Raw genomic sequence first — 23832 nt, 5'->3', positions numbered from 1 at the left:
CCCCCTCATGATTCATTAGCATGATTAACCTTTGATCGAACCGATCATGACGCCTTTAACGAAATATTTTTGTAAAAACGGATACAGCACGAGCACCGGCAGGCTGGCGACTATAATCACGCCATACCGCATCAAATCCGCGATATGCTGCTGCTCAGTTACATTGGTTGTGTTCAAATCGATACTGTCGGACATCTCATTTGAAACGAGAATAGCCCGTAGAATAATCTGCAGCGGAAACAAATGGTCGTCGCGCAGATAAATAAGCGCCTGAAAGTAGGAATTCCAATGCCCCACCGCACTAAATAAAATCATGACGGCAACAATCGGCATGGATAGCGGCAGCACGATGCGCAGGAAAAATCGGGAATTGGAGCAGCCGTCCATAACGGCCGCCTCCAACAGCTCGTTCGGGATCGTGCTCTGAAAAAATGTGCGCGTAATGATGATGTTATATGCCGATACGGCATTGGGCAGCACCATGGCCCAAACGGTGTTAACGAGGCCTAAATCTTTTACCAGTAAGTAGGTCGGTATCAGTCCTCCGCCGAAAAACATGGTAAACACGATGAGGAACATAAACGCTTTTTGTCCGGCCAAATCACTCCGTGACAATGCGTATCCCGCAGTTAAGGTAAGCGCTACGTTAATTGTCGTTCCAAGTACGGTGTACATGAGTGAGTTTCGGTACCCCATCCAAATACTGCTTTCACTCAGAATGCGGCGATAGCCTTCAAACGTTATATCCTGAGGGAGAAACCATAACTTCCCCGCATTGATCAGGTCAGGGTTGCTGATTGAGGCAATGACAATAAAATACAACGGATAGATCACAATCATGACAATGCAGAGCAATATAAAATGATTCAGGACATCAAACCACTTGTCTGCTTTGCTTCGGCTTGCTACCACAAGCTTTCCCCCTTTACCACAGGCTGGTCTGCTTCATCCGTTTGGCGATCTGATTGACGGTGATAAGCAGAATGAAATTGACGACGGAGTTAAACAAGCCGATTGCTGCTGAATAACTAAACTGAGCATTCAGGAGTCCCGTTTTGTATACGTAAGTTTGAATAACTTCCGAAGCATTCAAATTAAGCGGATTTTGCATCAAATACACTTTTTCGTAGCCTACACTCATAAAATGCCCAATGTTCAGAATAAGCAAAATGATAATGGTAGGCATAATCGACGGCAAATCGATATGTCTCACACGTTGCAGCTTATTTGCGCCGTCCATGACGGCCGCTTCATGTAAGTCGGGATTGACTCCAGCAAGTGCCGCTAAATAAATAATGGTAGCCCAGCCCGCATTTTGCCATACACCGGAAAAAATAAAAAGTGTTTTAAACCAGTCCACGCTTGCCAGGAAAAATATGGACTCACCCCCGAACAAGGCAATGATCTGGTTTACAAGCCCGGTGCTCGGCGACAAGAACAGCTTCAACATACCGACGACCACAACAACGGAAATAAAGTGCGGTGCGTAAGTAACCGTTTGCACAAATTTTTTAAATTTTTCGCTTGCCAGCTGATTCAGCATGAGCGCCAGTACAATAGGTACCGGGAACGACACAAGCAATTCGTAGAGGCTAATACCTAGCGTATTTTTCAACACAATGAGAAATTGATCCGAACGGAAAAAACGCTCAAAGTGCTCGAATCCGACCCACGGGCTTCCACTGATCCCTTTGCTTGCAATAAACTTTTTGAAAGCAATTTGCACGCCATAAATAGGAATGTAGTGAAAAATGATAAAATACAAAAGGGTAGGAAACAAAAGTAAATACAACTCATAATTACGTAACACTTTGAACAAGGATTTCTTGAACCTTATGCCGGCCTGCACCGAATGAATTGGTCTGTGCACCTCTTCCACACCCTTCATGGTTACATTCACCCCCCTGCCTTGAATTAATAATTGTCCCCTCGCTGTTACCATAACAAGCAGCGGTTCATTTGAACATAAGCCAATCGCGTTTGCCATATGCGAATACGTCATTCCGATACGGATGAATACAGCTTACGGTATTCTCCGGGAGTCAAACGGACGATTCGCTTGAATTTGCGGATAAAGCTGGACGAATCGGAGTAACCGACCATTTGTACGATTTCCTTCACGGTATACTCTTTTGTCTGAAGCAGCTCTTTAGCCTGTTCTATCCGCAATTCATCAATGTATTCAAAAATCGTTCGTCCCGTATGCTCTTTAAAATAACGTCCCAGATAGGATAACGAGACGGAGAAATCATCAGCTATTTGTTGAACGGATATTTCATAGTTTTTATAATTTTGCTCGATGTAAGCGAGTATCCCGCCAATCGGCTCCGATGCCGTGGTGGATGCATACGCGCTTATCGCTTGGCAAACATCATGACAAAAATCGGATACCATTTCCGCCATATGCTCCACGGTATCGAACTCCATCAAGTGACGAACATCCTGATACTGCCCGAGGATCAGTTCCTTTCCGTCGGTGAGCTTCTGCATAGCCTTTAGCAGGGTATTGACCATGTCGTAGCTAATGCATCTGGCCATATAAAGTGTTGTCTCGTTATGCTTAATATGCTGCACGATGATGTTTACCATTTCTTTAATGTGTGTGGTATTTCCCTCACGGATCAACACTTCGAGGCGCTCCATCTCCTCGTATGGATAATTGCCAACCGAGGCGTGAACGATTTTCTCTTCAAAGCAGATGGTTTTATTGTTGCCGCGGAACAGTCTGCATTCCAAAGCCGTCGACGCTTCCAAGTACGATTTCCCCGCCTGGTTCCAATCGTCGTAAAACCGGCTTACGCCTGCCGTCAATTGCAGGCCGTTCTCTTCGTTCATAACAATACGCAGCTTCTCGATCCATTCCAGCAAATGCGCAACGTGTTCTTCCATCGTTACGATAACTGTAAATTGAGAGGCTGACATGCCGTCCATGACGAAGCCGTTTATCCCCCACTGTAATAAGTCATTTTCCAGAAATACACGGAGACGGGATGCGTTCGGACACGTGTCGCCATGAAATTGAAGCATAAGGCACCCGATCCGCTCATGAACGAACATGACCCCGATTTCGCTAGTTATTTCGTTCCAATGCTCCTTCGACGCAAACTCCCCCTTCAAAAGCCGGGATAGCCAGTGATCGACAATCGCGCGTTTGTTGCGTTGCAGTTGATCATCAAGGTACACGTTCGTTTCCGCTATCTCAGATAGAACGAATTGAACGCGTTCCAGCTCGTTTGTGCCCCTCGTTCTCCTTCCCCACTTTTCCTCTACATAAGATACCAGTTGCTCTATGGGTCTGTAATTGACTTTCCACAGGCCATATACAGCGAAGCTGCCGATAAACAAAATGATAACAAAATAAAGCTGCCATTCATTTTTCATATCATTGACCGGCTTTAACACGACTCCGTCCGGTAGAACCAAAGCGTAAGTCCACGCCGTCAGTTTCGATTTCATGTAGGAGACAAAATATGGCTTGCCGTTCAGCGTGATCCGCTCCGAGTCTTGCTCCTCAGCTCCGCTGAAGAATTCACGCAGCTCTGGAGTATTTTGAAGCTGCAAGCTCCGATTGGAGACGGCAATCGGTTGCAGGCTTTGATCCAAGATCATCATGCTCCCGGAACGAAGCGCCGGGTCGGATTCAGCTGCCTTGGCCAGTTCGCTCTCGTTAAACAAAAAAATAAGCGTCCCATAGGGGTTGGAACTCGCGAAAGGAATCGGAACCATGTAAGTAATCAAGCGGCCTGTCATTCCGCTCCCAAGCTCAACCGGCTCGGCGGGGCGAAGCACATTCTTTTTGATTGTATTTATGTCTTTGGTGAATGCGCTTTCAGACCAATTCGGATATCGGTATGCGGCATTCATGAATGAGCTCGTCGTGTATGAGCTGTGCGGGGAGTATAGCTGGTTTCCTCCACGTATGTATAGCGCCATTTCGAGAATAAAGTCGTTCGGCGCTTTGTAGTCGAGCAGGGTTTTGGCTTCTACCGCGCTGAACGGGGTTTGCTCCAACGCATATGGTGTAAGGCGTGCATCCGTGCCAATTCGAGCGGCAATCTGGTTCATGCTTACCAGCTTTGCATCAACGTGATCTTTCATATACGCTAGCATGGCATTATTCCCTTTAGCCACTTGGTCGTATAGGTTCGTTGCGATTTGCTTGTAACCGATATAACCGAGACCTAGCAGGGGCAATATAAGAATGGTGACGTAGGACAACCAGTATTTATGGAACAATGGCAAATTTTGAAGCTTCATTTTCACATTCATTCCCCCCAGTTGAACCCATTAATCCAATATGAGACTGCGCAGCCCGCGAATTGGCGGGCTGCGCAGGTTTCATGCATCATGCTACTATCATCATATATAAACAGTCTTTCGAGCAGAAGGGGAAAGTTTTATTCCCCTTGTTTCGAGCTACGCATGCGATATGCGCTGCATCGGCATGGGCTCCTTGCCAAGCTCCGCCCAAATGTACTTCAGCAACAGCTCGCTTTTCAGGCTGGCGTACTGCGGATCATTCCATAAATTGCGCCATTCACCCGGGTCCTCCTGAAGATCGAACAGCTCGCCGTAGGTCTGATTATAGTACACCGTTATTTTGTAACGGTGATCGACGAACGTTTTCATGTGTATGGTTGTCGGCTCATGATGAAATTCGCAAATGATATGATCTCTCGCCGTTGTCTCGGGATTCTCCCACACGACGGTTTGATTGACACCCGTCATGGTCGGCGGAATCTGCGTTCCGGCGAGTGAAAGAAACGTCGGTGCCAAATCGACTAAAGACTGCATGGAGTCAGAAACGGCTCCTTCCCGGACGCGGCCCGGGTACTTGACAATAAACGGAACACGAATGAGGTCTTCGTAATGGAAGCCTCCCTTGGCCTGAAGCCCATGATGTCCGTAAAAATGACCGTGATCGGTTGTGAAAATGACAATCGTCTCCTCCGCAATTCCCAGTGCATCGAGCTGATCAAGGATACGACCGATATATTTATCCATGAAGCTGACCATTCCGTAGTAGACGGCCACCGCTTTTTTGTGTTCTTCCGGTGTCATATTTGTATGGGAATGGTAGCCGTGAATGCCGAAGCCCGTTTCCTTGTACGCTTTGAAATCGGGATTAGCCTGCTGCGTCATGCCGAAATGCGGCGGGTTAGCATCATGCTCTCCAGCTTTGCCATGCGGAATCGTCAGGCTATCCGGGTCATACATTCCGGCCCAAGGTTCAGGCGCGAGGTATGGTGGATGAGGGTCCGGGAAGCTGGCCCACATAAAGAACGGCTCTTCAGCCTCTGCATACTCTCTCATCAAGGCGTTCGTCCGCTCAGCAATCCAAGTATTATAATGATATTCTTCGGGAATGGGCCATACAAACTGCTGCTTCTCATCCATTGTTCCCGTTGGGGACGTAAAGTAATCTCGCCAGTTCGCAAACCCTTTTTCCTCCATCCAAAGCACGTAATGCTGACCTACAAGCCATTCGTTCGTATGGTTTCGCAGCATCTCCGCTCGCTGGAAGCCATAGTAAGGACCGGTGAATGATTTCCAAAATTCGTAGTCGTGCAGCTTGTCCCTGCCTTCTAACGAGGAATACTCCTCAGTGGATCCGATGGGTTGAAAATGCGCCTTGCCAACGAGTGCAGTTCGGTATCCTTGCGCAGAGAGCAAATCCCCTACCGTCTGTTGGTCCTCTGCCAGCTTCGTGCCGAGCGTCCATGCTCCGTGCTGGCTCGGGTACATTCCCGTAACAATCGAAGCGCGCGTTGGCGTACACGTTGGATTGGGGCAATACGCACGAGTAAAAGTGGTCCCTTCGCGTACGAGTCGGTCAAGATGGGGCGTTTGCAATTCGGCGTTAAACGCGCCGATCGTATTCCAATGCTGTTGATCGCTAGTAATAAGCAGAATGTTAGGCTTCTTCATATGATCGTTCCTTTCGGTTTCGGTTGTTGTCTGTTCCCCCGGGCAGCTATAGAAAAGTCCTTCTTCCGCTGCTATCGAGCCCCGCTAGACCGATTTGCCCGCCGCCCTTCACCGGCTCGCGGATCCCGTCCATGCAAGGATCAACGTATCGCACGAACCATGTATCCAGCTCGGCCTTCATAGATGCGATTCGTTCCATGTGTGCAGGGTCTTCCACCAGGTTATGTCGCTCCACGGGGTCCAAGGCTAGATGATAAAGCTCATTCGGCCCATAAGGGTACCGATGCACATACTTCCAATCACGGCTGCGGACCATTCGCACGGGACCGTACTCATCATATACATATACAGAACCGCGATCCTGCCCAGGCGCTCCATGCAGAATCCCGGCAAAGCTCGTCCCAGGAAGGGCTAAAGGCTCTGCCGCCTCTCTAATACCCGCGTAATCCAGCAGGGTCGGCATAACATCGTAGCCGCTTAACAGCGAGGAGCAGACGCTCCCTTGTGGAATGGTACCCGGATGGCTGAATATCGCCGGTACCTTCACCGAAGTGTCGTACATGTTCAGCGGAAACGTTCCGTTGCCCTTTCCCCAGAACCCGTGCTGCCCGCAACTAAAGCCGTTATCCCCCATAAACACCACAAGTGTACTCTCTGTTAGCCCTTTCTCCTCCAGCCGGTCCAACAACCTGCCGATGTGCTTGTCCATGGCTGTGACGGCAGCAAAGTAGCCCTTCAAATTTTCCCGCCCATTCGAACCCCACGGCGCGTTCGGAATGGTCCACGGGTGAGCCGGCTCCTGCGGGCATGTTTCGAAAGGGCAGTCGTCGTAAAGCGCCACGATTTCAGGCGGATGATTCCCCACCCAGGGGCTGTGTGGTGCCGTATAATTCACGCTCATATAAAACGGAGTCCTATCGTCCTGCTTGTCCAAAAATTGGAGCGCATCGTCTGTTATCGCTTCAGTCAAATACCGGGGCTCAACTTCCGGCTGTCCGTTGCGGATCATCGGCGCGTTGTAATAAGGCCCGCCCCCGGACTCGTGTACATACCAGTGAGTAAATCCTTTTTGCGGGATGGCGCTGTCGCCCAAATGCCACTTGCCGCTAATGCCGCACACGTAGCCAGCCGCGCTTAGCAGCTCCGTGTAGGAAGTCTGTCCGTCCAAGTAACGAATCGCGCCGTCCCCTACGTTCCCTTCCTTAATCCAATCATGAACACCGTGCTGCGACGGAATGCGTCCGGTCAACAGAGACGCGCGGGCTGGCGAACACACCGGTGAGGTGCAGAAAAAATTGTCAAACCTTATGCCGCTTGCCGCAAGCCGGTCCAGATTCGGGGTGATGATTTCATGGTTTCCAGCACACCGCATCGCCCACGCTCCCTGATCATCGGACAATATAAACAGGATGTTCGGTCTATTTTCATGACGGCTGGCCATATCTAGCCTCCTTTAAGCGTTGTACATTCCAAGGCTAACTTTACGCTCAATTCGGTCACGGTATGCTATACTTATTTCTAAATAGGAGGGAACCATGCAGAATGAAAGAATATGCGCAGGAATTTGCCCAAAATATTTTTTTTGCACCCGACAAGGTTGCCCAGTCATTACATTTATGGCCGGTGCGACTCGGTAAAAACCTTACGAAGCCGAACTACCTAGCCGGTCCCAAAACAATCGATTATTACAGTCTCCACCTGATCCAGGCGGGTACGATTCATATGCAGTACAAAGAGCAAACGATTGCCCTCGAAAAAGGAGACTTGTTTTGTCTCTGGCCAGGTACGCCGTTCAGCTACCGCCCTGCCGATCCCCGAACGGTTGTGGAAATGACCTGGGTTGCTTTTGCCGGGGCGCAAGCCCCCGTGCTGCTCGAGCTGCTCGGCATCACCGAGAATCTCCCATTTGCTAGAGGGGCGCTTTCTTCTTCGACAGAAATGATTCTTCAACAGCTGTGGCGAGCGGCGGCTCAGGATAAGACTACTCAGCTCAGCGTGCTGAGTCTGATCTATCAGCTATTCGATCAGCTTCATGGCAATTTATTAGCGGCAACGTCCATACATAGCCGCCAAAAGCACTGGGTGCAGCGAAGCATAGAATATATGGATGCCCATTACTCAGAGCCGATTAGTGTCAGCCATGTTGCCAGTCAAGTCGGCATTCACCGCACCTATTTCACCAAAGTGTTTACCGAGCAGGTTGGCCTCTCGCCCGTCCAATATTTGATAAAGCTGAAAATGGAGAAGGCGATGAGGCTGCTGAAAGAAACGACGCTCACTGTAACGGAGATCGCTTTCAGCTTAAGCTATTCCGACTCGGCATCATTCTCCCGCTCGTTTGCCGCCTACTTCGGCCGCCCTCCTACCTATTTCCGCAGGAAGCACGACTAGTAAGAGGCATGTCAGAGGCAACCGTTCGCCGCAGAGTCCAATCGAATTTCCATCGGCAGACCGTCCCTACATTCGAACTGCAGTATCGTACGGTCATCACCGTTAAGTACCTTAACACGCGTAGCAGGCTCCGCTGCAGTCCAAGACCCTCGCAGCGTAATGGTCAATCGATGTGGCTGACTCTCGGCATGCACCCACGCTCGCGAATAAACGCTTACTTCCCGCCGCACGCCATTTTCATCGTATTGATCCGCCTCTACGCCGCTGTAAAGCCTTAAATCCGGGTCGACTGCACTAACAACGAGCCCGGCATTGCCTGAAAGCTCGCGGATCATCGCCATGCACGGGGTATCGGTACAGACCAGCAGCTCGTCCGCTGTTTCACGCTCCGCCTCGAACAACGCATAACCCGTCGTTTGCGTTTCATTGTCTTTGACTATATGCGCATCATAGTTTTTCTGTATCACTTTATAGGCCGCTTTGGCCGGGACGGACATCCTCGCGGCAAACTCAGACATCTGCGTGGGATTCGTTTTAACGACGATCGCGTATTCATATTCGGCTTCCTTAGGAGCGACTCCATGCTGGAGCCATGCTGCAGCAAAATCGCCTTCTGTGACGGACCTGTTTTTTTGATGCCGGGAAATTTGCTTCCCTCGCGACACTCCTACCGTTTGGCCCCCAGCCACGTAATATCCATTGCCTTTATTGTCCATCATCCAAGCTCCCGCCTTCGTTTCCGATACGTTGCTATAAGGAAACTGCCTGATGGCGATGGCCTCCTCAGCCCCGTGTAACGGTTTCAGGCTGTGCCAGATCGGCTCGTCACGGGTAGGCAAATGACATTGGAACAGCGTCGTTTCCGTCAAATGCTCGTTCTCATTTTCAATATCCGAACCCAAGGCAATGATGCGGTTGTCGAAGAAGAAAAACGATTTACGCGCCCGGTGCGTCCCTTCATACTTCGGATGCTCGTGCAGCTTCATGGCAAACATGCCGTTACGTTCCTCCAACGAAAGACCGCCTGCAAACGTTTCGTCTGACAGCAGCATTTCCTCATAGCCGCTCCATGTATCGACATTACGCACATCCGAAAGCAGCTGATCGATCGGCAAACGAACGGTTGTCGTACCGGGCCAGCGGTTCCAATCCCATCCATCAGGCACATAGCCGCTATCGGCATTGGTAACCGGGTCGCCTTGACTCATGATTTGCAAATGGCCATGCGTAATGTATCGGCCGTACAGGTTGCAATCGGAGTACGTCTCGTTTGCCCACAAGTACCTGCTGTGACCGCGGACGCCAGCCAGCCAATTGTCTCTGCGGTGAAGCGTAAGTGCCGCGTAGTTCATGGCCCAGTGGCCTTCAGGATCCTTCTCGGGACGCACGCCGCACTCGAGGAGCCGGCGCCGAAATTCTTCGTCTTGTCCTGGCGTCAAAAGCCGCAAATAAGCTGCTGCCATTTCATAATCCAATCCGCTGTCTTCTTCCGGACGTCCAGCCAGAGCCATATATTTATACGGTGGAAGCGATAGCGCCCATGTTCCCGTGGGATGCCGCGCGGACAAGCTGATAAGCCACTCGTATTTGTTTGAATAGAGCCGCATCGCAAGTAGCGCCTTGTTCAGTGTTCTATGGGCGTCCGATGCAATACGGAACCGCGTCCCGCTCAAAAAATAGACGATCGGAGCTACGCCGTTAAAGCCTCCGACGCCATAAGCCGGATAATGATTTGCATGATGGTATACGCTCCCGTCGATCTTCAGTGCCGCTCTAAGGCCAGGCGCCGGACGCAAGCATTGGCTTAACCAACGGCTGAATTCGCTAAGCGCCACGCCTCGTTCTTTGGGGTCATCCATGAGCAGCAAGCTTGCCAGCATGCCAGTTATCGTTGTATTGAAAATATCTATGTTGCCCTCTATTTCGGCAGTGTCCATATAGATCCGACCTGCTCCGCTGAACCAGTACATCGCTTGCTGTGTTCGTTTAAGCAGACTGCCGTGTCGGTGCGCCAGAATATCCTTCATTATAAACACCGCCGGATACCAGCAAAGCAAATTGTAACCGAGGTGATGAACCGTTCCGAGGCTGCTTCCGTATGCCCAGCCTTGATCGAGCATATGCTCCAGCGCATCCGCGAACATCTGCAGAAGCTTCTCGCGCTCCGTTTCAACCTTAACCTGTCTGTATGCTAACGCTATCTTGAACATAAGCTCGGTATATGTCTTGACGTTTACCGCGTCAGTCAAAGTAAGTAATTCGTGCCGACGTTCGGAGGGATAAATATCGGCCAAATGTACCAAATGCACCGGCCTGCCGGAAATAAGACCGTCCTTTCGGACGATACGGAAGGCGGAGAACTGCCTGGCAAGCTGAATTAGATCGGGTTCACCGCGATCAACTCTTGGAAGGGGTGAACCCTCATCAGTTAGAAGATATTCCTCGTATTTTGAGGAGATGAACTCCGTTTCTTCCCGTGTCGCTTCCGCTACGGACCTGTCCATCGATTCTAGACGGGAATAGCGGTATAAGCTCAGCCAGTGGTTGTTGGCACCTCGGTCGGCGCGTACATTCACGACAGGCACCTGCTCGTCCCGTGTAGGATGCCGCGGATCCACGGGGGTCGACATGACCATCTGATCGAAATAGACAGTCCCTCCCTCCTCGTCAATAGGGGCAACTATCGTCAGCGTATCCATCTCATGATGAGGCGTGCCTTCCATATCTCGCTCGAAAGTAAGCCAGGCGGTTCTCCACCCTTGAAACGCCAGCTTGAATTCGAATTGACAATCGACCCGCTCGCCCCGTCCGAACTGAAACACCAAGCCCCCCTTTGAGGAGCGTTCATTATATACCCACACGGCAAACGTACTTCGGGCTTGATTCACCCGGTTATCAACGAAAGGCGCGAATCCGATACGGCCCTTGATAGACAGCTTCGAGCCTGCACGGTATTCCCAAGCCAAGCTAAGCGAGCCATCCATAAAGTGCCGGTCTGTCACGTAGGTCCGACCTGCTCCGATAACGGAGAACATAGTCGGAACTCCGTCCTCGAACGAATACACTGTGCTATTCATCCATCTCCCTCCAATCGTAGTAATAATAGCGTAAGTATATAGCCACCGGCGCGATGCGACAATGACACAATGTATTCGAAGCTTAACACTTTGTCTTCTTAGTTCAATGAAACCGATCTCATCATTTACATCCGATATTTATATCTGATATGATCAATATGCGCTTACAATTGCATGATCGATCCTGACAGTAGATCCTCTTACTTGCCCTTCCGGAGGTTAGTGCATGATTATAATCATTTTACTGATGCTGCTTTTTTCCATAACCATGACCTTCAAGAAGCTGAATTATTCCTCCACCCAGTTTATGTATGGCATCATTTTTAGTTGGGTGTTATCGTTTATAGCCTATATCTTATATTTGAGTAAATTTAATTATTACTTTAATACCATTAATAAGATATTTGACTTCAGTCCCGGGACCTGGAACTATCTTGTGCTTATTAAGTTCAATCCGAACATGCTGATCCGTTTCTTAAACGGTGGGGTCATATTGTTCCATTGTTTCTTACTATGCTTTGCCGTGTCCTTTACCCGAAATCTTAAGCCCGGCATCAAAACCGCACTTTATACGTGCAGCTGTGTATTGTTCGTCCTTCAAATGATCCTGTATGATCCCTATGTCCAAATCCTGTGGCAGAGCCACGCATCCTATTCCACAGTATTTGATGCTGTCAATCTGTCGTTTAAGGCCATCAAATACATCACCATTCTAGTGTCCTTCGGGCTGCTGCTGGGCTATTATATTTATTATCCCAAAATTAAGTTTTTGAAAAATCTGACCTTATATCACATTCTTGGACTTATACCGATTACAGCCCTTCACCTTCTGCTGTTCACCTGGGCACCAAAAAATCTTGTTAAGCCTACGTATATGGAAGGGTATTACAATTATTTGCAACCACCCTTAGGCGCAAATACTTTCGTGTTGTCCGTACTTCCTTATGCCGTCTATGTGGCATTAATCCTAGCTTTTGTGATCTTGTATAAGTTCAACTCAATCGAGATGTACAGTAAAAACTGGGACGTGCGCATTAATAAAAGTATCGATACGGCAACCATGGGGGCAAGAGCGTTCACGCACGCCACCAAAAATCATCTGATAGCGATTCGCTCCGAGGCCGAGTACTTAAGCGGGCTGCATAAGGCCGATGAAGAAACGGCCTACTCCTTAAACTTGATTTTGAAATCATGCGAAAGCGCTTTAGGCAGTATTAACGACGCTGTAGATAAGCTCAAACACATCCAGCTGAACCTGCAGCCGCTGTCTCTTGAAGTTCCCGTCCGAATGGCGATGGAACTCATAAATAGAAGGGAATATTCAGCCGTCATTCGATATACGTCCGATCCATTACTTTCTCTCTCTTATCTAGATCCCGACCATATGTGCGAAACCCTGTATAATATATTGGAGAATGCCGCCGAATCGCTCTCCATGCGGGACAACGGCCTGATCACCATCGAAACGACGGAGAGGAACGGCTGGGGGATCATTCGTATTTCCGATAACGGACCCGGTATCTCCGAAGAGGTGTTGGATCTCATCTTCGACCCCTTCTTCACCACCAAATCATCGATTAACAACTGGGGGATCGGGTTGTCTTACTGCCACAAAATCGTTACAGCCCATGACGGTAAAATTGAAGTGGAAAGCGAAAGCACTAAAGGTACAACGTTTACAATTTATTTACCTCTAGTAAAATAATGATTCTTTCTATCATGTGAAACAAAGGGGGACTTACACATGAAAGATAAAATTCGAGTTCTGATTGCGGATGACATGGAAGCTCACAGAAGAAGACTAATGCGAGTCATTGCCCAAAGAGAGGATATGGAATGTGTCGGATTCGCGGATTCCGGCGTCATGGCAGTCGAGCAGGCAGAGCAAAGCGACCCGCACGTGGTTCTTATGGATATCGAAATGGAAAACCAATACGCGGGCATTCAGGCTGCCAAAAAAATGAATGAGGATTTTCCAAATATCAAAATCATCATGCTTACCGTACACAAGGATGAGAACTTTATTTTCTCCGCCTTTCAAACCGGAATCGTGGATTACCTGCTAAAAACGGCAACAAACGAAGAGATCACCGATGCCATTTATTCCGCCTATCATAATCGATCTCCGATTCGTCCAATGATAGCAGAGAAAATTAGAGGCGAGTTTGCAAGAATCAAGCGTGCTGAAAGCAGCTTAATGTATGTGATTCAGATCATTTCAGAGCTTACGCCTAGTGAGCTTCAGGTGCTCCGGTTGTTGTGCGAAGGCAGGTCGCGAAAACAAATCGCCGATGAGCGCAGCGTCGAATATGAGACCATCAAGAAGCAAATAAACAGCATCCTCAAGAAGTTTAAGCTATCCAGCATTGCTGATGTCATCGCTTCAGTTAACGAACTGCGGATCTTCGAGGTCTTGAAGAAGCTGTAACACGGCACACATAAGAAAAACACACCATCAAAGAGCATGTAGCTCTTCGATGGTGTGTTTTTTTCACTGTACTGCATTGCGATCATTTATTTTTTTTGAAGAAAACGATACAATGCTTGTGCCGTTTCAGACCGTAATGCCTCGGAGGCTGGATCAAACTGCCCATCCTCCCGTCCGGTGAGCATACCAAGCTCAATGGCCTTGCCCACTTCTTCCTGGGCCCAAGCGGAAACGGATTCTTGGTCCGCATAGGTGGCGAGAACGTTAGTCCCGGAAGAGTATTCGCCATTACGATATTCATGGGCTCTTACTAGTAATACAGCCATCTGTTCGCGGGTTATTTCAGCATTCGGATCAAAGCTGCGCTCCGTTACTCCGGATATCAACCCGGCATGGTAAGCAGCAGCAATTTCTTTGGCATACCAAGCTTCTGCCGGAACATCCTCAAATCTAGTCACGCTGATCTCTTGGTGCTGCAGCTGTAACGAACGAACGAGCATCGCTGTAAACTGGGCTCTGGTGGTCTTGCCGTCAGGCTGAAACGATGTAGCGGTTACACCATCTATGATATGTTTGGCCGTCATAACCTGAAGCGCGCGCAATGCCCAATGAGATTCCGGTACATCTTCATAGCTCTTGTTATATTCCAGCACCGCGAAGATCCCAAGCCGATCCGGATGAAACACTGCCGTTTGTGCGATCGTATCCAGTTCCCCGCCTACATAAACCCAAATCCTGTTTGCTTCGTCATAACGATATACGCCTAGAAGCTCCCGATCCACGCCGTTCATTTCAAACGGCAGCGAGACCCTGTTAGTCCGATTCGGTTCCCTTCGGATTGAAGGGTGACGTCTATCTTTACCGCCTGGCTTGCTCTCTTCGTTTGTGCGGAAGGATCTTTTGCTCCCTCAAGAGCAAAGGAATCGACGATCGGCTGTACTGCAACCTCGACGGTTTCTTTACTTCCATCTTTAGACGATGCCTTCAGGAGCTGCCGGACCGCTTCCGGTGCTATAACAATCCGTGCCATTTTATTGACAACCTGCAATGTGATATTCGCAATCTCCGAAGCCTTTACGGAAACCGACTTCTCACTTGAACCCAGCTCGATGATGGCTTTATCATTCTCCACCTTCATAACTGCCTTCTGCTCTGCCGCTGTCCCAGGTTGGGTTTGTGGCGTCTCTGTTTCCGTACCCGTGTCTCCATCCTGATTCGTACCCGGAACTGTTGGCGTACCCGGGTTGGTTCCTGGATCGACAGGAGCAGCCTGAGTCGTACCGCTTACCTGCAGCGCTGCTGCGCTCCAGTTCCCCGCCTGATCCCCCGCCTTCACCTCGAAGGAGTAATTCGTGTCAGGGGATAAGCCGTCCATCCGTAAGGAATACACATCGCCTGACACCGTAACGGACTGCTGAGCCCCCCATTGGATCCGGTAGGCAGATACCCGCAGATTATCCTCTGCAGGAGTCCATGACAGAGTCGCTGCAGTTGAAGTCACATCCGATAAGGAAGCTGCGCTCCCTTCCCGCCATGTTGGAGCCACATCGTCCGGCACCGGCTCCGCTTGGAAGGCGAAGAGGAGGGACTTGCCCATGGTGTCCTTCACATGTGCCTTGATTTTTACTGTAGGAGCAAGCTGGACAATCTCAATTCGAGCATCCTTGCTGAGCACGCTTGTTGCCGATTTATCCCACTCCAGCTCGATGAAGCCTTGGTTTTCCAATGTGGGATCGGCTACAGCCATTTCATAATGACCCGTATACTTATTTTCCTTCAGCATAACGGATGCCTTGCGGGTTGAAGTCAGCCCTCCAACCGTTACCGCTTCGTCCTTCCAGAAATTGAAGCCCGTCATCCCCAGCTTATTTTCCCGAACCGCATGGACGGCTTCAGTATTCGCTAGGACGGTGTAATCGGGCGAGGAGGCATAAGCCGCCGTTGTATCCTTGCCTGCGTTCGGCAGAACTGCATACTCATAGGAATCGTTCGTAGGATTAGAGCCATGATCCAACCACAGAGTCATAAAATGATTCTTCAAAAGCTCAGTAGGTATGGTGGAGCTAGGCGGATTGCTAAGATTAATATCTGAGCTTCTGCCCGTCTGTTCTTTACGAGAGAGCTTAAGCGATTGATTTCCCGGGAATACATATCCTGTCTCCGCGCCGGTCACATTGCCTTGCAGATGCAACCAGTTCGGGTTCGGTAGCCATTCCTCATTGAACAATCCCGTCTTCAAATCTCCATTAACATAAAGCTCATTCGAATTGTCAGCTTTCAGCTTGCGCTGCTCCACGATCGTCTCAACTGTCTTGTTATCGGTACTTGTAATACCGGAGCCTAAGGCAACGATCTCATTGTCAAAGGCGAACCATGATTTATTTGCTTTCAGCTGCGTGCCGCCCTGGATCAGGTTCATCCCTGAGATACCATATTTGCCCAGCGTGACACCGCCTGCCCATGAGTTCGCAGCCGCAGATTCGCCGTCACCATACTGATAATGGTCCGTATGTCTCGGCCGAACAACGACCGTTGTTCCCGGTAACCGGTACCAATCGATAGTCTCCCAATAGTTCTCGGTGTATTGGGACATATCGTCATTATACAGGTAGGTCATTCCGTCCCCGGTGTACCAGCCCTTCGGATTTTCACCGTTAGTAAGCTCATAGGTTGCTATTCTCTTCGAGCTCTTGCTGACACCGAACAAATAACCGTCACCCCGATGAACGCTTCGGGCCATAGCATTGAACTCATAATGCTCAGGGAGTACCTCTAGAGGAACAATAGTCGGATCTTCAACCCAGGCTTTGATTGTGTCAGCCAAATCTAACGGAAGCTCATAATAAGTCAATCCCCGTTCAAGCTGATACATCATGTGATGCTTGATGAAAGCCTTCAGCTCGGCTGCTTTATCCTCCGGGGCCGATTGAGCAATACGCGCGATGCCGACCAATATGTTTTTAGCAGAGTAATACCCATCCCCTCTTGTTCCTCGTACAATCGCCCGTCCGCGTGTCATGTCGATGATTTGACCTTTATACATGACAGGAGCAAAGCCCTCTTCAATCCAGCGGTACACATTCCGCAATCCGGGAACAACCGGCTCCCATGAGCTTCCGTTTAATAACAGCAGCAGATTGCCCATACCTTGAATCAGAACCTCGCCGTAGCTGCCCGTGTAAGGGACAATGTTGTGCTGGATAAAGGAGCCGTCTTCGTAGAAGCCGTCGCCCGACGTCACATACTCAAAGAGAGGAGTCAATCCGTCTCGCGCCTGAATCAGCCGGTCATAGTTTTTCTCAACGAGACCCAATCTCGTTTGAATGAACATGATATCCGATCGATTCGCTCCGACATGATGAAAGGTAGGTGCGGTAATATCCCCAATGTAATGGTCGATGCTCGCGGTGTTTCTTAAAATTTGCTGCGGCGTCAAATGGTCGTACAGTAAGATGAGAATATCCGCCAGCCGGTTTGGAGAACCTATATCCCAGTTCCACCAATTCCCAAATTCAAGGCCCGTATCGGTATAAATATTGTCGAGCATCCAATCCATGGCCCGCACAATATCCTCCTTAAGCGCCGGATTGTGATACAGATGGGAGCCCTTCGTTTCATGAGCAAGAGCCATAGCCCTAAGTCGCGTGTAGTGGGTATTCACGAAAGCGGAATCGGTAACCGAGGACGGCACATCCGCCCACAGCGTTTTGCTGCCATCGATGAATTGCATACTGCTCCAGTAGGTTTGCGCTACTGAAGCTCTATCGTCAATAATGTTCTTGACGCTTTCTATAGCAGGATCCAGATTCGCTTTGCCCGTTAAGGTTTCCTTCCAGCGAATTCTGAGCTTATCATATTCCAAGGGATCGTTGGGCACAGGCGCAACTACTTCTATTAAAACAGAGGCCTCTATGCCGTTCGTCGATCTCGCAACAATCCGGGCTGTCCCTGCCTTCAGTGCCTTCAGATTGCCAATGGAATCTACACTGACGACATCAGGGCTTTCGGATAGCCAAGTAAGTGATGAATCCGTTGCATTGGCAGGAGTGATAACGGCGGACAGCTTGAAGCTATCATACTTCGTCATTACTGTCGGCGGGTTAGGCAGGCTGATGCTTGTAACCGGAATAAGTGCGGTAACCGTAACATTCGTTGAAGCTGTGATGGTTCCGTTCGACTCGGAGACAGCCATAATGGTTGCACTTCCTGCGGCTACTGCGGTTATGACACCGTTGGAGTCAACTGTAGCTGCATTCGGATTGGAGGAACTCCAGATGAGCTTTTTGTTCACGGCGTTATCAGGCTGAAAAACCGGTTCAAGCGCTTTCACGGTTGTTTCCGCCAAAGTAATCTGGCTTGGGAGCGATATACTCTGAAGCGCCACCGGTTTTATCACGGAGACCGGTATCGTTTTCTGATAATTCCCTTCATAAGTACTGACCGTTACAGTAGTCTGTCCTTCCTTAAGCGCAAGGAGCGTACCGTAAGTAACCGAAGCTACGGAAGGGTCGGCAGCGCTCCACAGCATCCGTCGATCGGAAGCATCCTCCGGTATTGTCGAAGCCGTTAGAATACTGCTTTCCGATTCCTGCAATTGAATCGAATCGGGGAGGACCTCAAGACCTGTCACCGGTACATAATCAGAAAGCTTCAGATCGTCAATAATCCATTCACCTTGAACCCCATTCTTAAAGGATTCATACAAGTATATGTGTCTGATATTTAACCAACCCGTGGGAAGCGTAGCCTCTCCTATATACGCATCGTCCACGAAATAAGTAATTTTCTTCGCATCATTGTCTACGAACAGCTTCAATCGGTACCATGTACCCGCTTGATAGCCCGCCATAATCTGGTTATTTGCTCCCTTAATATTTCCCGATTCATCGAAGGTAAGAACGAACACATTCGTTGTTGCGGTTGACGGAACCGGCGCGTTCAGGCTACGGAATTGAAGCTCTCTTTTGTGCCCGGTGCTATTCATATACATCGAAGCTTCAAACACGAGCTTGCCGCCGATCCCTGTGCTTCCTGAGGTCGATCCGCCCAGATTGTTTCGTCCGGTATTGAGATTCTTGGTATTGGCAACCATCTTCAGACTATAATCGCTTCGTTCAGGCGCATTCTCAATAATGAGGTAGTCCGTATTCGCAGCCGAATTATATATGCCCCAGCCTCCCCCAACGCTTCCGGTATAGGTGTTCCCACTATATAGTTTTGTATTCTTGGCAATACCGCCTTCATCGTAATTCACACTCACGTGAATCGTGCCTGCGGCATTAACCCGGGACTCCTCTCCCATTACCGGAATCAACGTCGAGATGATCATAACCATGGCCATCCAACCGGCCAAAATCCGTTTCATCGATCGATTCATAGCGACCTCCTTAAGTTATTTAGAATTGCTCTTCACTCACAGCATGTAAGCGTTGTCATTTAATCTTCTATCCTCCTAACCGTATTTCATAATCATCCGTTCTTGGTTCATTATACAAAAAAGCAGTAAACGTACAGAAGGTGAAAGTTTTATTCCCCCTGTACGTATCCTGCTCATCCGCCCGTTGCTACACGGTTAGCGCTCATACCAGTAGCCCGGCACAGAGCGCTCCAGGCGCATCAACGCCTCCAAGTAATAATAGTCGCCCCAAATCATGTAGTCATCCAATCCATTGTTGCCTCTCACATGGTACGAGCCGTGCTTCAGCAAGCCTTCCGAAGTTTCCCCAATGGTCGCATAATGCTTAACAAGGGAATCCATCGTCCGTTCAAGTCCCGCAGAGATCCACTCCCGATCCTGATCGCCTGCAGGCAGCAGTTCCAACAATTCCAGCATACCACAAGCGACAATCGCCGCAGCTGAACTGTCTCTGCTTGTGTTCTCATCGACCGGAACGTCAAAATCCCAATACGGCACATGGTCCTCAGGTAAATGCTCGAGATAATAATGAAGCATTCGCTTCGACGTCCTAAGGAATGCCTCGTCTCCCGAATAACGGTATGAAAGGGCGAAGCCATAGATACCCCAAGCTTGTCCACGCGTCCATGTCGATCCGTCCTGATAGCCCTGATGCGTACCTCCGCCAATCGGATGACCGTTTTCCCTATTGAAGTAGAACGTATGATAAGAGCTGTCGTCGCCACGAACCAGATATCTCCTCGAGAGTTCGGCTTGCTTCCAGGCGACCTCCCGATAGACCGGATCACCGGTTGTTTCAGATGCCCAATACAATAAGGGGAGATTCATGAGGCAATCGATGATGATGCGGCCTCCGTTCCGCTCGTCATCTTCAGGACCCCATGCTTGCAGGAAGCCCCCCTTCCCACGCCATCTGCCTAATAGGTGATCGGCCGCCGCAACGGATAGCCTACGTGCTTCCTCATCCCGCTCCACAATCCATTTTGCCAGTACCGATAGCCCATAAAGAAAACCGATATCGTGATGCTCCAAGCAAATCCGCTGCTCTAGCCTTTGACGAAAATTCTCTACCTGATGCCGTGCTTGCTCTTGAAAAAACGTATCGTGGCTGTACTCATAACAAAGCCATACCATTCCTGTGTAAAATCCCTCGATCCAATCCTCATTAGCCGACCACTCGTAACGCTTCTCGTTCGTAATATGCGGAAACCGTGGTCCATTCTGTTCAAGGTTCCTGCGGATTTTGCCGACCGCATCCTCTATTGCCTCTCTCCACATGGAAATCCCTCCTCATAGACTTGTATTGTAGACGGTTTATTACAAAATGAAGGGATCTCTTGTGCGCTCAAGCCAGTTCCTCAGCTCTTGCTCCAGCAAGCGAGCTAAGCCCTCCCCCGGTACCTCCCCAATCACCTGCGGATTCATCTGATAAGGATCTTGCTCGTTATCATACAGAAGACGCTCAGCCTTCGCGCCAGGCAGGTAGCCCTTGTGTACCACATAAGTGTAACGTTTGGTACGGATGCCTCTCCATCCGAATTGACGGTTATCCAAGCCCTGGGCGGTAAACTGCTCCATGGCGTCCTTTCTTCCTGGAAATGCACAGATGAATGCCGAAGCAATATCCATCTGGCGTTCGCCCCGTATTTCGCAGGATACGTCAATCCCCTCTGCAGCAGCGGGAACTGGAATCCCCGCAAGTCCTAGCAGCGTAGGCATAATGTCTACACTATTAAATAGCAAATCCGTACGCCCCGCCTTTATCGTCCCAGGCCAATGCATTAGACAAGGTATCGCAATCGATTCCTCATGCCACGAATGTTTAGCCATGAATCCATGTGACCCCATGAGCTCTCCATGATCTGATGAGAGTACGATCAGCGTATTCTCTTCCAGACCAAGCCTACGTACTTCTTCCCATATTCTGCCGAACTGTTCGTCCAAGCCCGATATCGCAGCGTAGTAATCACGCATATATCGGCGCAGCGCAGCCTCCCCGCTTTCAAACGGCTCCCCCGTATGCGCAGCAAGCTGCTCGGGCTTCACATTGGGGCGCATGGGCAGGTCCCGTCCCTCGTATAGCCTCTTGTACTTATCCGGTACGAGCTCAAACGGGCTATGCGGCGGATTCCAGGAAACAAATAAAGCAAAGGGCTTTTCACCGCAGGCATGGGTTTGGATATAGTCAATAGCTACATCAGTCTCATGCTCGAGAGACCATTGCTTGACATGAATCATTTCCGGGGTGTTCCGCCAATAATGCGGCTCCAGATGATGGTCGTAAGCTCCGTAGGAATACCAGAAATCGAAGCCGTGTCTCTTCGGTCCAGGCGGAGTATACGCATCCCAATCTCTGGCACCGGACAACGGCTCTTCAGAGACATTCTGCTCCGGCAAATCAAGATGCCACTTCCCGATATATCCCGTCCGATATCCCTCTGCCTTCAGCACATCGCCGATACATACCTCTTCCGGGCTCAGCATGATCGGAGCGCCGATTTTACAATTGGTGTATACTCCGTTCGATTGGGGATACTTCCCAGTCATTAGCGCTGCACGATGGGGGGAGCACAACGGCGTACAGGAAAGTGCGTGCTCGAACATCAGGCTTTCCTTAGCAAAACGGTCGATGTGGGGGGTGATTACCGGGTCTTCTCCCATAAAGCCCACGGCATGCTTTCTCCACTGATCGGCGAATAGATAAATGATATTAGGCTTCATCTGTTCGTCATCCTTTCACTGCGCCAGCCGATATCCCCTCAACGAAGTGATCTTGGGCTAGGAAATATACGATAATCGTAGGAATAATGGCGCATACAGCAGCTGCCATCAAGGGTCCATATTCCGTTGCATACTCGGATTGGAAATGCTGCATCCCTAGCTGGAGCGTAAATAAATGGTCCGAATTCAAATAAATCAACGGGCCAAGAAAATCATTCCAAGAATGCATAAACGTAAAAATCGTCAAGCTTGCGATGGCAGGTCTGATTAACGGCAAAATAATTCGCGCGTAAATGCCAAACTCACTCAATCCGTCAATTCGTGCCGCCTCCGAAAGCTCCTCCGGAATCGACATAAAAAACTGCCGGAACAAGAAAACACCGAACGGACTGAAGGCGCCAAGTAAAATAAGCGACCAGTGGGAATCCATTAATCCAAAATTTTTCATCAGGATAAACTGAGGGATCATCATCACCTGATAAGGTACCATCATTGTCGCTATATAAAGGAAAAACAGCTTATCCCTCTCAGGAAACCTGACCTTCGAGAAGGCATAGGCGGCAGTGGAGCAAGTAATGACCTGCAGCAGCGTCGTAACCACAGCAATTTTAATCGTGTTCAGATAATAGGTAAAAAAAGGGATTTCCGTCCAAACCTTCTTGTAGTTGGACCAGAAAAACTCGCTCGGTATCCACTGGATTGGGAAGCTGAAGATTTCCCCCTCCGATTTCAAGGATGCCGACAGCATCCATAGAAAAGGTACAACCATTGAAGCAGAGACGGCAATAATCACAGCATACAAAAGAATTTTACCTATAATCGTCCCCACGGGGGTCCTTCTGCCGACGAGAATGGCTCTGGGCTCTGTAATTGTTCGCAACTTGACTTCCCCTTTCTCTATCGTAACCTCCGCTAGGAGTAGTTCACCCAACGTTTTTGTCCTTGGAATTGAATCACCGTAATAATAAGGATAATGGTGAACAGCACATACGCCATAGCCGAAGCATAGCCATATTCGAAGCGTTGAAACGCCGTATGATAAATATCATATACGAGAACATGCGTAGATCTTCCCGGCCCCCCCTTGGTCAAAACGAAGATGAGGTCGAATACTTTAAAGGAGTTAATGATGCCTATAATGACTGTAAAGAAAATAACAGGAGAGAGCATAGGCAGTGTGATATTCCTAAACTGCGAGACCTTACCGGCCCCATCAATTTCGGCAGCCTCATAAAGATCTTTAGGAATTCCCTGAAGTCCCGCTAAATATAAGATCATATAGTAACCGATCGAATGCCATATACTTACGATAATGACCGAAATAAGAGCCCACTGCGAGGAGGCAAGCCAGGTTGGAGGCTCATCGATTCCCAGGCTTCGGAGCATTCCGTTAATCGGTCCCATCGTCGGATTATAAAGCAGCTGCCAAACGACAGCTACTGCGATTGTCGCTGTAATATGAGGCAAAAAGATTGCTGTTCTAAACAGCTTTACCGCTTTGATCCCTTTATTAAGGGCAACGGCCGCCAGAATGGCAAGCAGCAAAGTGGCCGGTACGGAGACACCCGTCATAATCAAAGAATTGAGCAATGAAATGCGGAAGGTTTCGTCTTCCCACAATCGCATGTAATTGGATAAGCCGATAAACTCAATTTCACCGAAGCCATTCCATTCTGTAAAGCTCATTAAAAAAGATGCTACCACCGGAATACATATGAACATAAGGAAGCCGATAATATTCGGAAGCAAAAATGTGTAACCGATTACCCGATTGCGGCGTGTTTGTCTGCTCGTGTCTCTCATGCGCTCACCCCTAAGGAAGAAGCAGTCGAATTTCGCTGAACCGATATGGCGAAATTCGACTGTCCCCA

The 23832-nt window shown here is 49.3% G+C and carries 15 protein-coding genes; 3 read left to right on the top strand and 12 right to left on the bottom strand.

The window, feature by feature from the left end:
* Nucleotides 1-24: 24 nt before the first annotated feature.
* From QMO62_RS24645 to QMO62_RS24625, 5 genes are all read right to left on the bottom strand, one after another.
* A complete protein-coding gene (locus QMO62_RS24645; protein ID WP_284645152.1) occupies nucleotides 25-912 on the bottom strand; it encodes a carbohydrate ABC transporter permease in 888 nt (295 codons plus the stop codon).
* 13 nt (nucleotides 913-925) lie between these two features.
* Entirely contained in the window at nucleotides 926-1888 is a 963-nt protein-coding gene (locus QMO62_RS24640) for an ABC transporter permease (protein ID WP_372516754.1), read from the bottom strand.
* Between the two features lie 110 nt (nucleotides 1889-1998).
* A complete protein-coding gene (locus tag QMO62_RS24635) occupies nucleotides 1999-4257 on the bottom strand; it encodes a helix-turn-helix domain-containing protein (protein WP_284646659.1) in 2259 nt (752 codons plus the stop codon).
* Between the two features lie 159 nt (nucleotides 4258-4416).
* Nucleotides 4417-5928, bottom strand: a complete 1512-nt coding sequence (locus QMO62_RS24630; RefSeq protein ID WP_284645150.1) for a sulfatase family protein — start codon at nucleotides 5926-5928, stop codon at nucleotides 4417-4419.
* Between the two features lie 46 nt (nucleotides 5929-5974).
* On the bottom strand, nucleotides 5975-7369 hold the full coding sequence (locus tag QMO62_RS24625; protein ID WP_284645149.1) for a sulfatase family protein: 1395 nt from the start codon (nucleotides 7367-7369) through the stop codon (nucleotides 5975-5977).
* Nucleotides 7370-7470: 101 nt separating this feature from the next.
* On the opposite strand from QMO62_RS24625, the gene QMO62_RS24620 reads away from it, so the two are divergent.
* Nucleotides 7471-8319, top strand: a complete 849-nt coding sequence (locus QMO62_RS24620; RefSeq protein ID WP_284645148.1) for a helix-turn-helix domain-containing protein — start codon at nucleotides 7471-7473, stop codon at nucleotides 8317-8319.
* Between the two features lie 11 nt (nucleotides 8320-8330).
* Here the strand turns inward: QMO62_RS24620 and QMO62_RS24615 are convergent, their stop codons facing one another.
* On the bottom strand, nucleotides 8331-11396 hold the full coding sequence (locus tag QMO62_RS24615; RefSeq protein WP_284645147.1) for a chondroitinase family polysaccharide lyase: 3066 nt from the start codon (nucleotides 11394-11396) through the stop codon (nucleotides 8331-8333).
* A gap of 226 nt (nucleotides 11397-11622) precedes the next feature.
* Here QMO62_RS24615 and QMO62_RS24610 point away from each other — a divergent pair, with 226 nt between their 5' ends.
* Together QMO62_RS24610 and QMO62_RS24605 are read left to right on the top strand one after the other, a co-directional pair.
* Nucleotides 11623-13101, top strand: coding sequence for a sensor histidine kinase (locus QMO62_RS24610; RefSeq protein ID WP_284645146.1), 1479 nt, complete (start codon nucleotides 11623-11625; stop codon nucleotides 13099-13101).
* 39 nt (nucleotides 13102-13140) lie between these two features.
* Entirely contained in the window at nucleotides 13141-13824 is a 684-nt protein-coding gene (locus tag QMO62_RS24605; protein ID WP_284645145.1) for a response regulator transcription factor, read from the top strand.
* An 86-nt stretch (nucleotides 13825-13910) separates the two neighbouring features.
* On the opposite strand, the gene QMO62_RS24600 is transcribed toward QMO62_RS24605, so the two are convergent.
* The 6 genes from QMO62_RS24600 to QMO62_RS24575 form a co-directional block, all read right to left on the bottom strand.
* Nucleotides 13911-14615 (bottom strand): S-layer homology domain-containing protein, encoded by a 705-nt coding sequence (locus tag QMO62_RS24600; protein WP_284645144.1) that lies wholly within the window; start codon nucleotides 14613-14615, stop codon nucleotides 13911-13913.
* A complete protein-coding gene (locus QMO62_RS24595) occupies nucleotides 14612-19201 on the bottom strand; it encodes a polysaccharide lyase family 8 super-sandwich domain-containing protein (protein ID WP_284645143.1) in 4590 nt (1529 codons plus the stop codon). Before QMO62_RS24595 ends, QMO62_RS24600 begins: the two co-directional genes overlap by 4 nt.
* Before the next feature lie 195 nt (nucleotides 19202-19396).
* Nucleotides 19397-20518 (bottom strand): glycoside hydrolase family 88 protein, encoded by a 1122-nt coding sequence (locus QMO62_RS24590; RefSeq protein WP_284645142.1) that lies wholly within the window; start codon nucleotides 20516-20518, stop codon nucleotides 19397-19399.
* A 39-nt stretch (nucleotides 20519-20557) separates the two neighbouring features.
* A complete protein-coding gene (locus tag QMO62_RS24585; protein ID WP_284645141.1) occupies nucleotides 20558-21961 on the bottom strand; it encodes a sulfatase family protein in 1404 nt (467 codons plus the stop codon).
* 7 nt (nucleotides 21962-21968) lie between these two features.
* The gene (locus tag QMO62_RS24580; protein ID WP_284645140.1) at nucleotides 21969-22841 is read right to left on the bottom strand and encodes a carbohydrate ABC transporter permease; all 873 of its coding nucleotides are present in this window, start codon (nucleotides 22839-22841) and stop codon (nucleotides 21969-21971) included.
* Between the two features lie 32 nt (nucleotides 22842-22873).
* Entirely contained in the window at nucleotides 22874-23764 is an 891-nt protein-coding gene (locus tag QMO62_RS24575; RefSeq protein ID WP_284645139.1) for a carbohydrate ABC transporter permease, read from the bottom strand.
* Nucleotides 23765-23832: the final 68 nt, after the last annotated feature.

Source organism: Paenibacillus silviterrae (assembly GCF_030167925.1).
Taxonomy (GTDB): domain Bacteria; phylum Bacillota; class Bacilli; order Paenibacillales; family NBRC-103111; genus Paenibacillus_G; species Paenibacillus_G silviterrae.
The sequence above is the reverse complement of the archived record's forward strand: the minus strand, read 5'-3'. Positions and strand labels throughout refer to the sequence as shown.

Excerpts from the sequence above, each read along its gene's own strand:
- QMO62_RS24640 (WP_372516754.1), bottom strand. The coding sequence starts at position 1,888 with ATGAAGGGTGTGGAAGAGGTGCACAGACCAATTCATTCGGTGCAGGCC.
- QMO62_RS24635 (WP_284646659.1), bottom strand. The coding sequence starts at position 4,257 with ATGAAGCTTCAAAATTTGCCATTGTTCCATAAATACTGGTTGTCCTAC.
- QMO62_RS24630 (WP_284645150.1), bottom strand. The coding sequence starts at position 5,928 with ATGAAGAAGCCTAACATTCTGCTTATTACTAGCGATCAACAGCATTGG.
- QMO62_RS24625 (WP_284645149.1), bottom strand. The coding sequence starts at position 7,369 with ATGGCCAGCCGTCATGAAAATAGACCGAACATCCTGTTTATATTGTCC.
- QMO62_RS24620 (WP_284645148.1), top strand. The coding sequence starts at position 7,471 with ATGAAAGAATATGCGCAGGAATTTGCCCAAAATATTTTTTTTGCACCC.
- QMO62_RS24615 (WP_284645147.1), bottom strand. The coding sequence starts at position 11,396 with ATGAATAGCACAGTGTATTCGTTCGAGGACGGAGTTCCGACTATGTTC.
- QMO62_RS24610 (WP_284645146.1), top strand. The coding sequence starts at position 11,623 with ATGATTATAATCATTTTACTGATGCTGCTTTTTTCCATAACCATGACC.
- QMO62_RS24605 (WP_284645145.1), top strand. The coding sequence starts at position 13,141 with ATGAAAGATAAAATTCGAGTTCTGATTGCGGATGACATGGAAGCTCAC.
- QMO62_RS24600 (WP_284645144.1), bottom strand. The coding sequence starts at position 14,615 with ATGAACGGCGTGGATCGGGAGCTTCTAGGCGTATATCGTTATGACGAA.
- QMO62_RS24595 (WP_284645143.1), bottom strand. The coding sequence starts at position 19,201 with ATGAATCGATCGATGAAACGGATTTTGGCCGGTTGGATGGCCATGGTT.
- QMO62_RS24590 (WP_284645142.1), bottom strand. The coding sequence starts at position 20,518 with ATGTGGAGAGAGGCAATAGAGGATGCGGTCGGCAAAATCCGCAGGAAC.
- QMO62_RS24585 (WP_284645141.1), bottom strand. The coding sequence starts at position 21,961 with ATGAAGCCTAATATCATTTATCTATTCGCCGATCAGTGGAGAAAGCAT.
- QMO62_RS24575 (WP_284645139.1), bottom strand. The coding sequence starts at position 23,764 with ATGAGAGACACGAGCAGACAAACACGCCGCAATCGGGTAATCGGTTAC.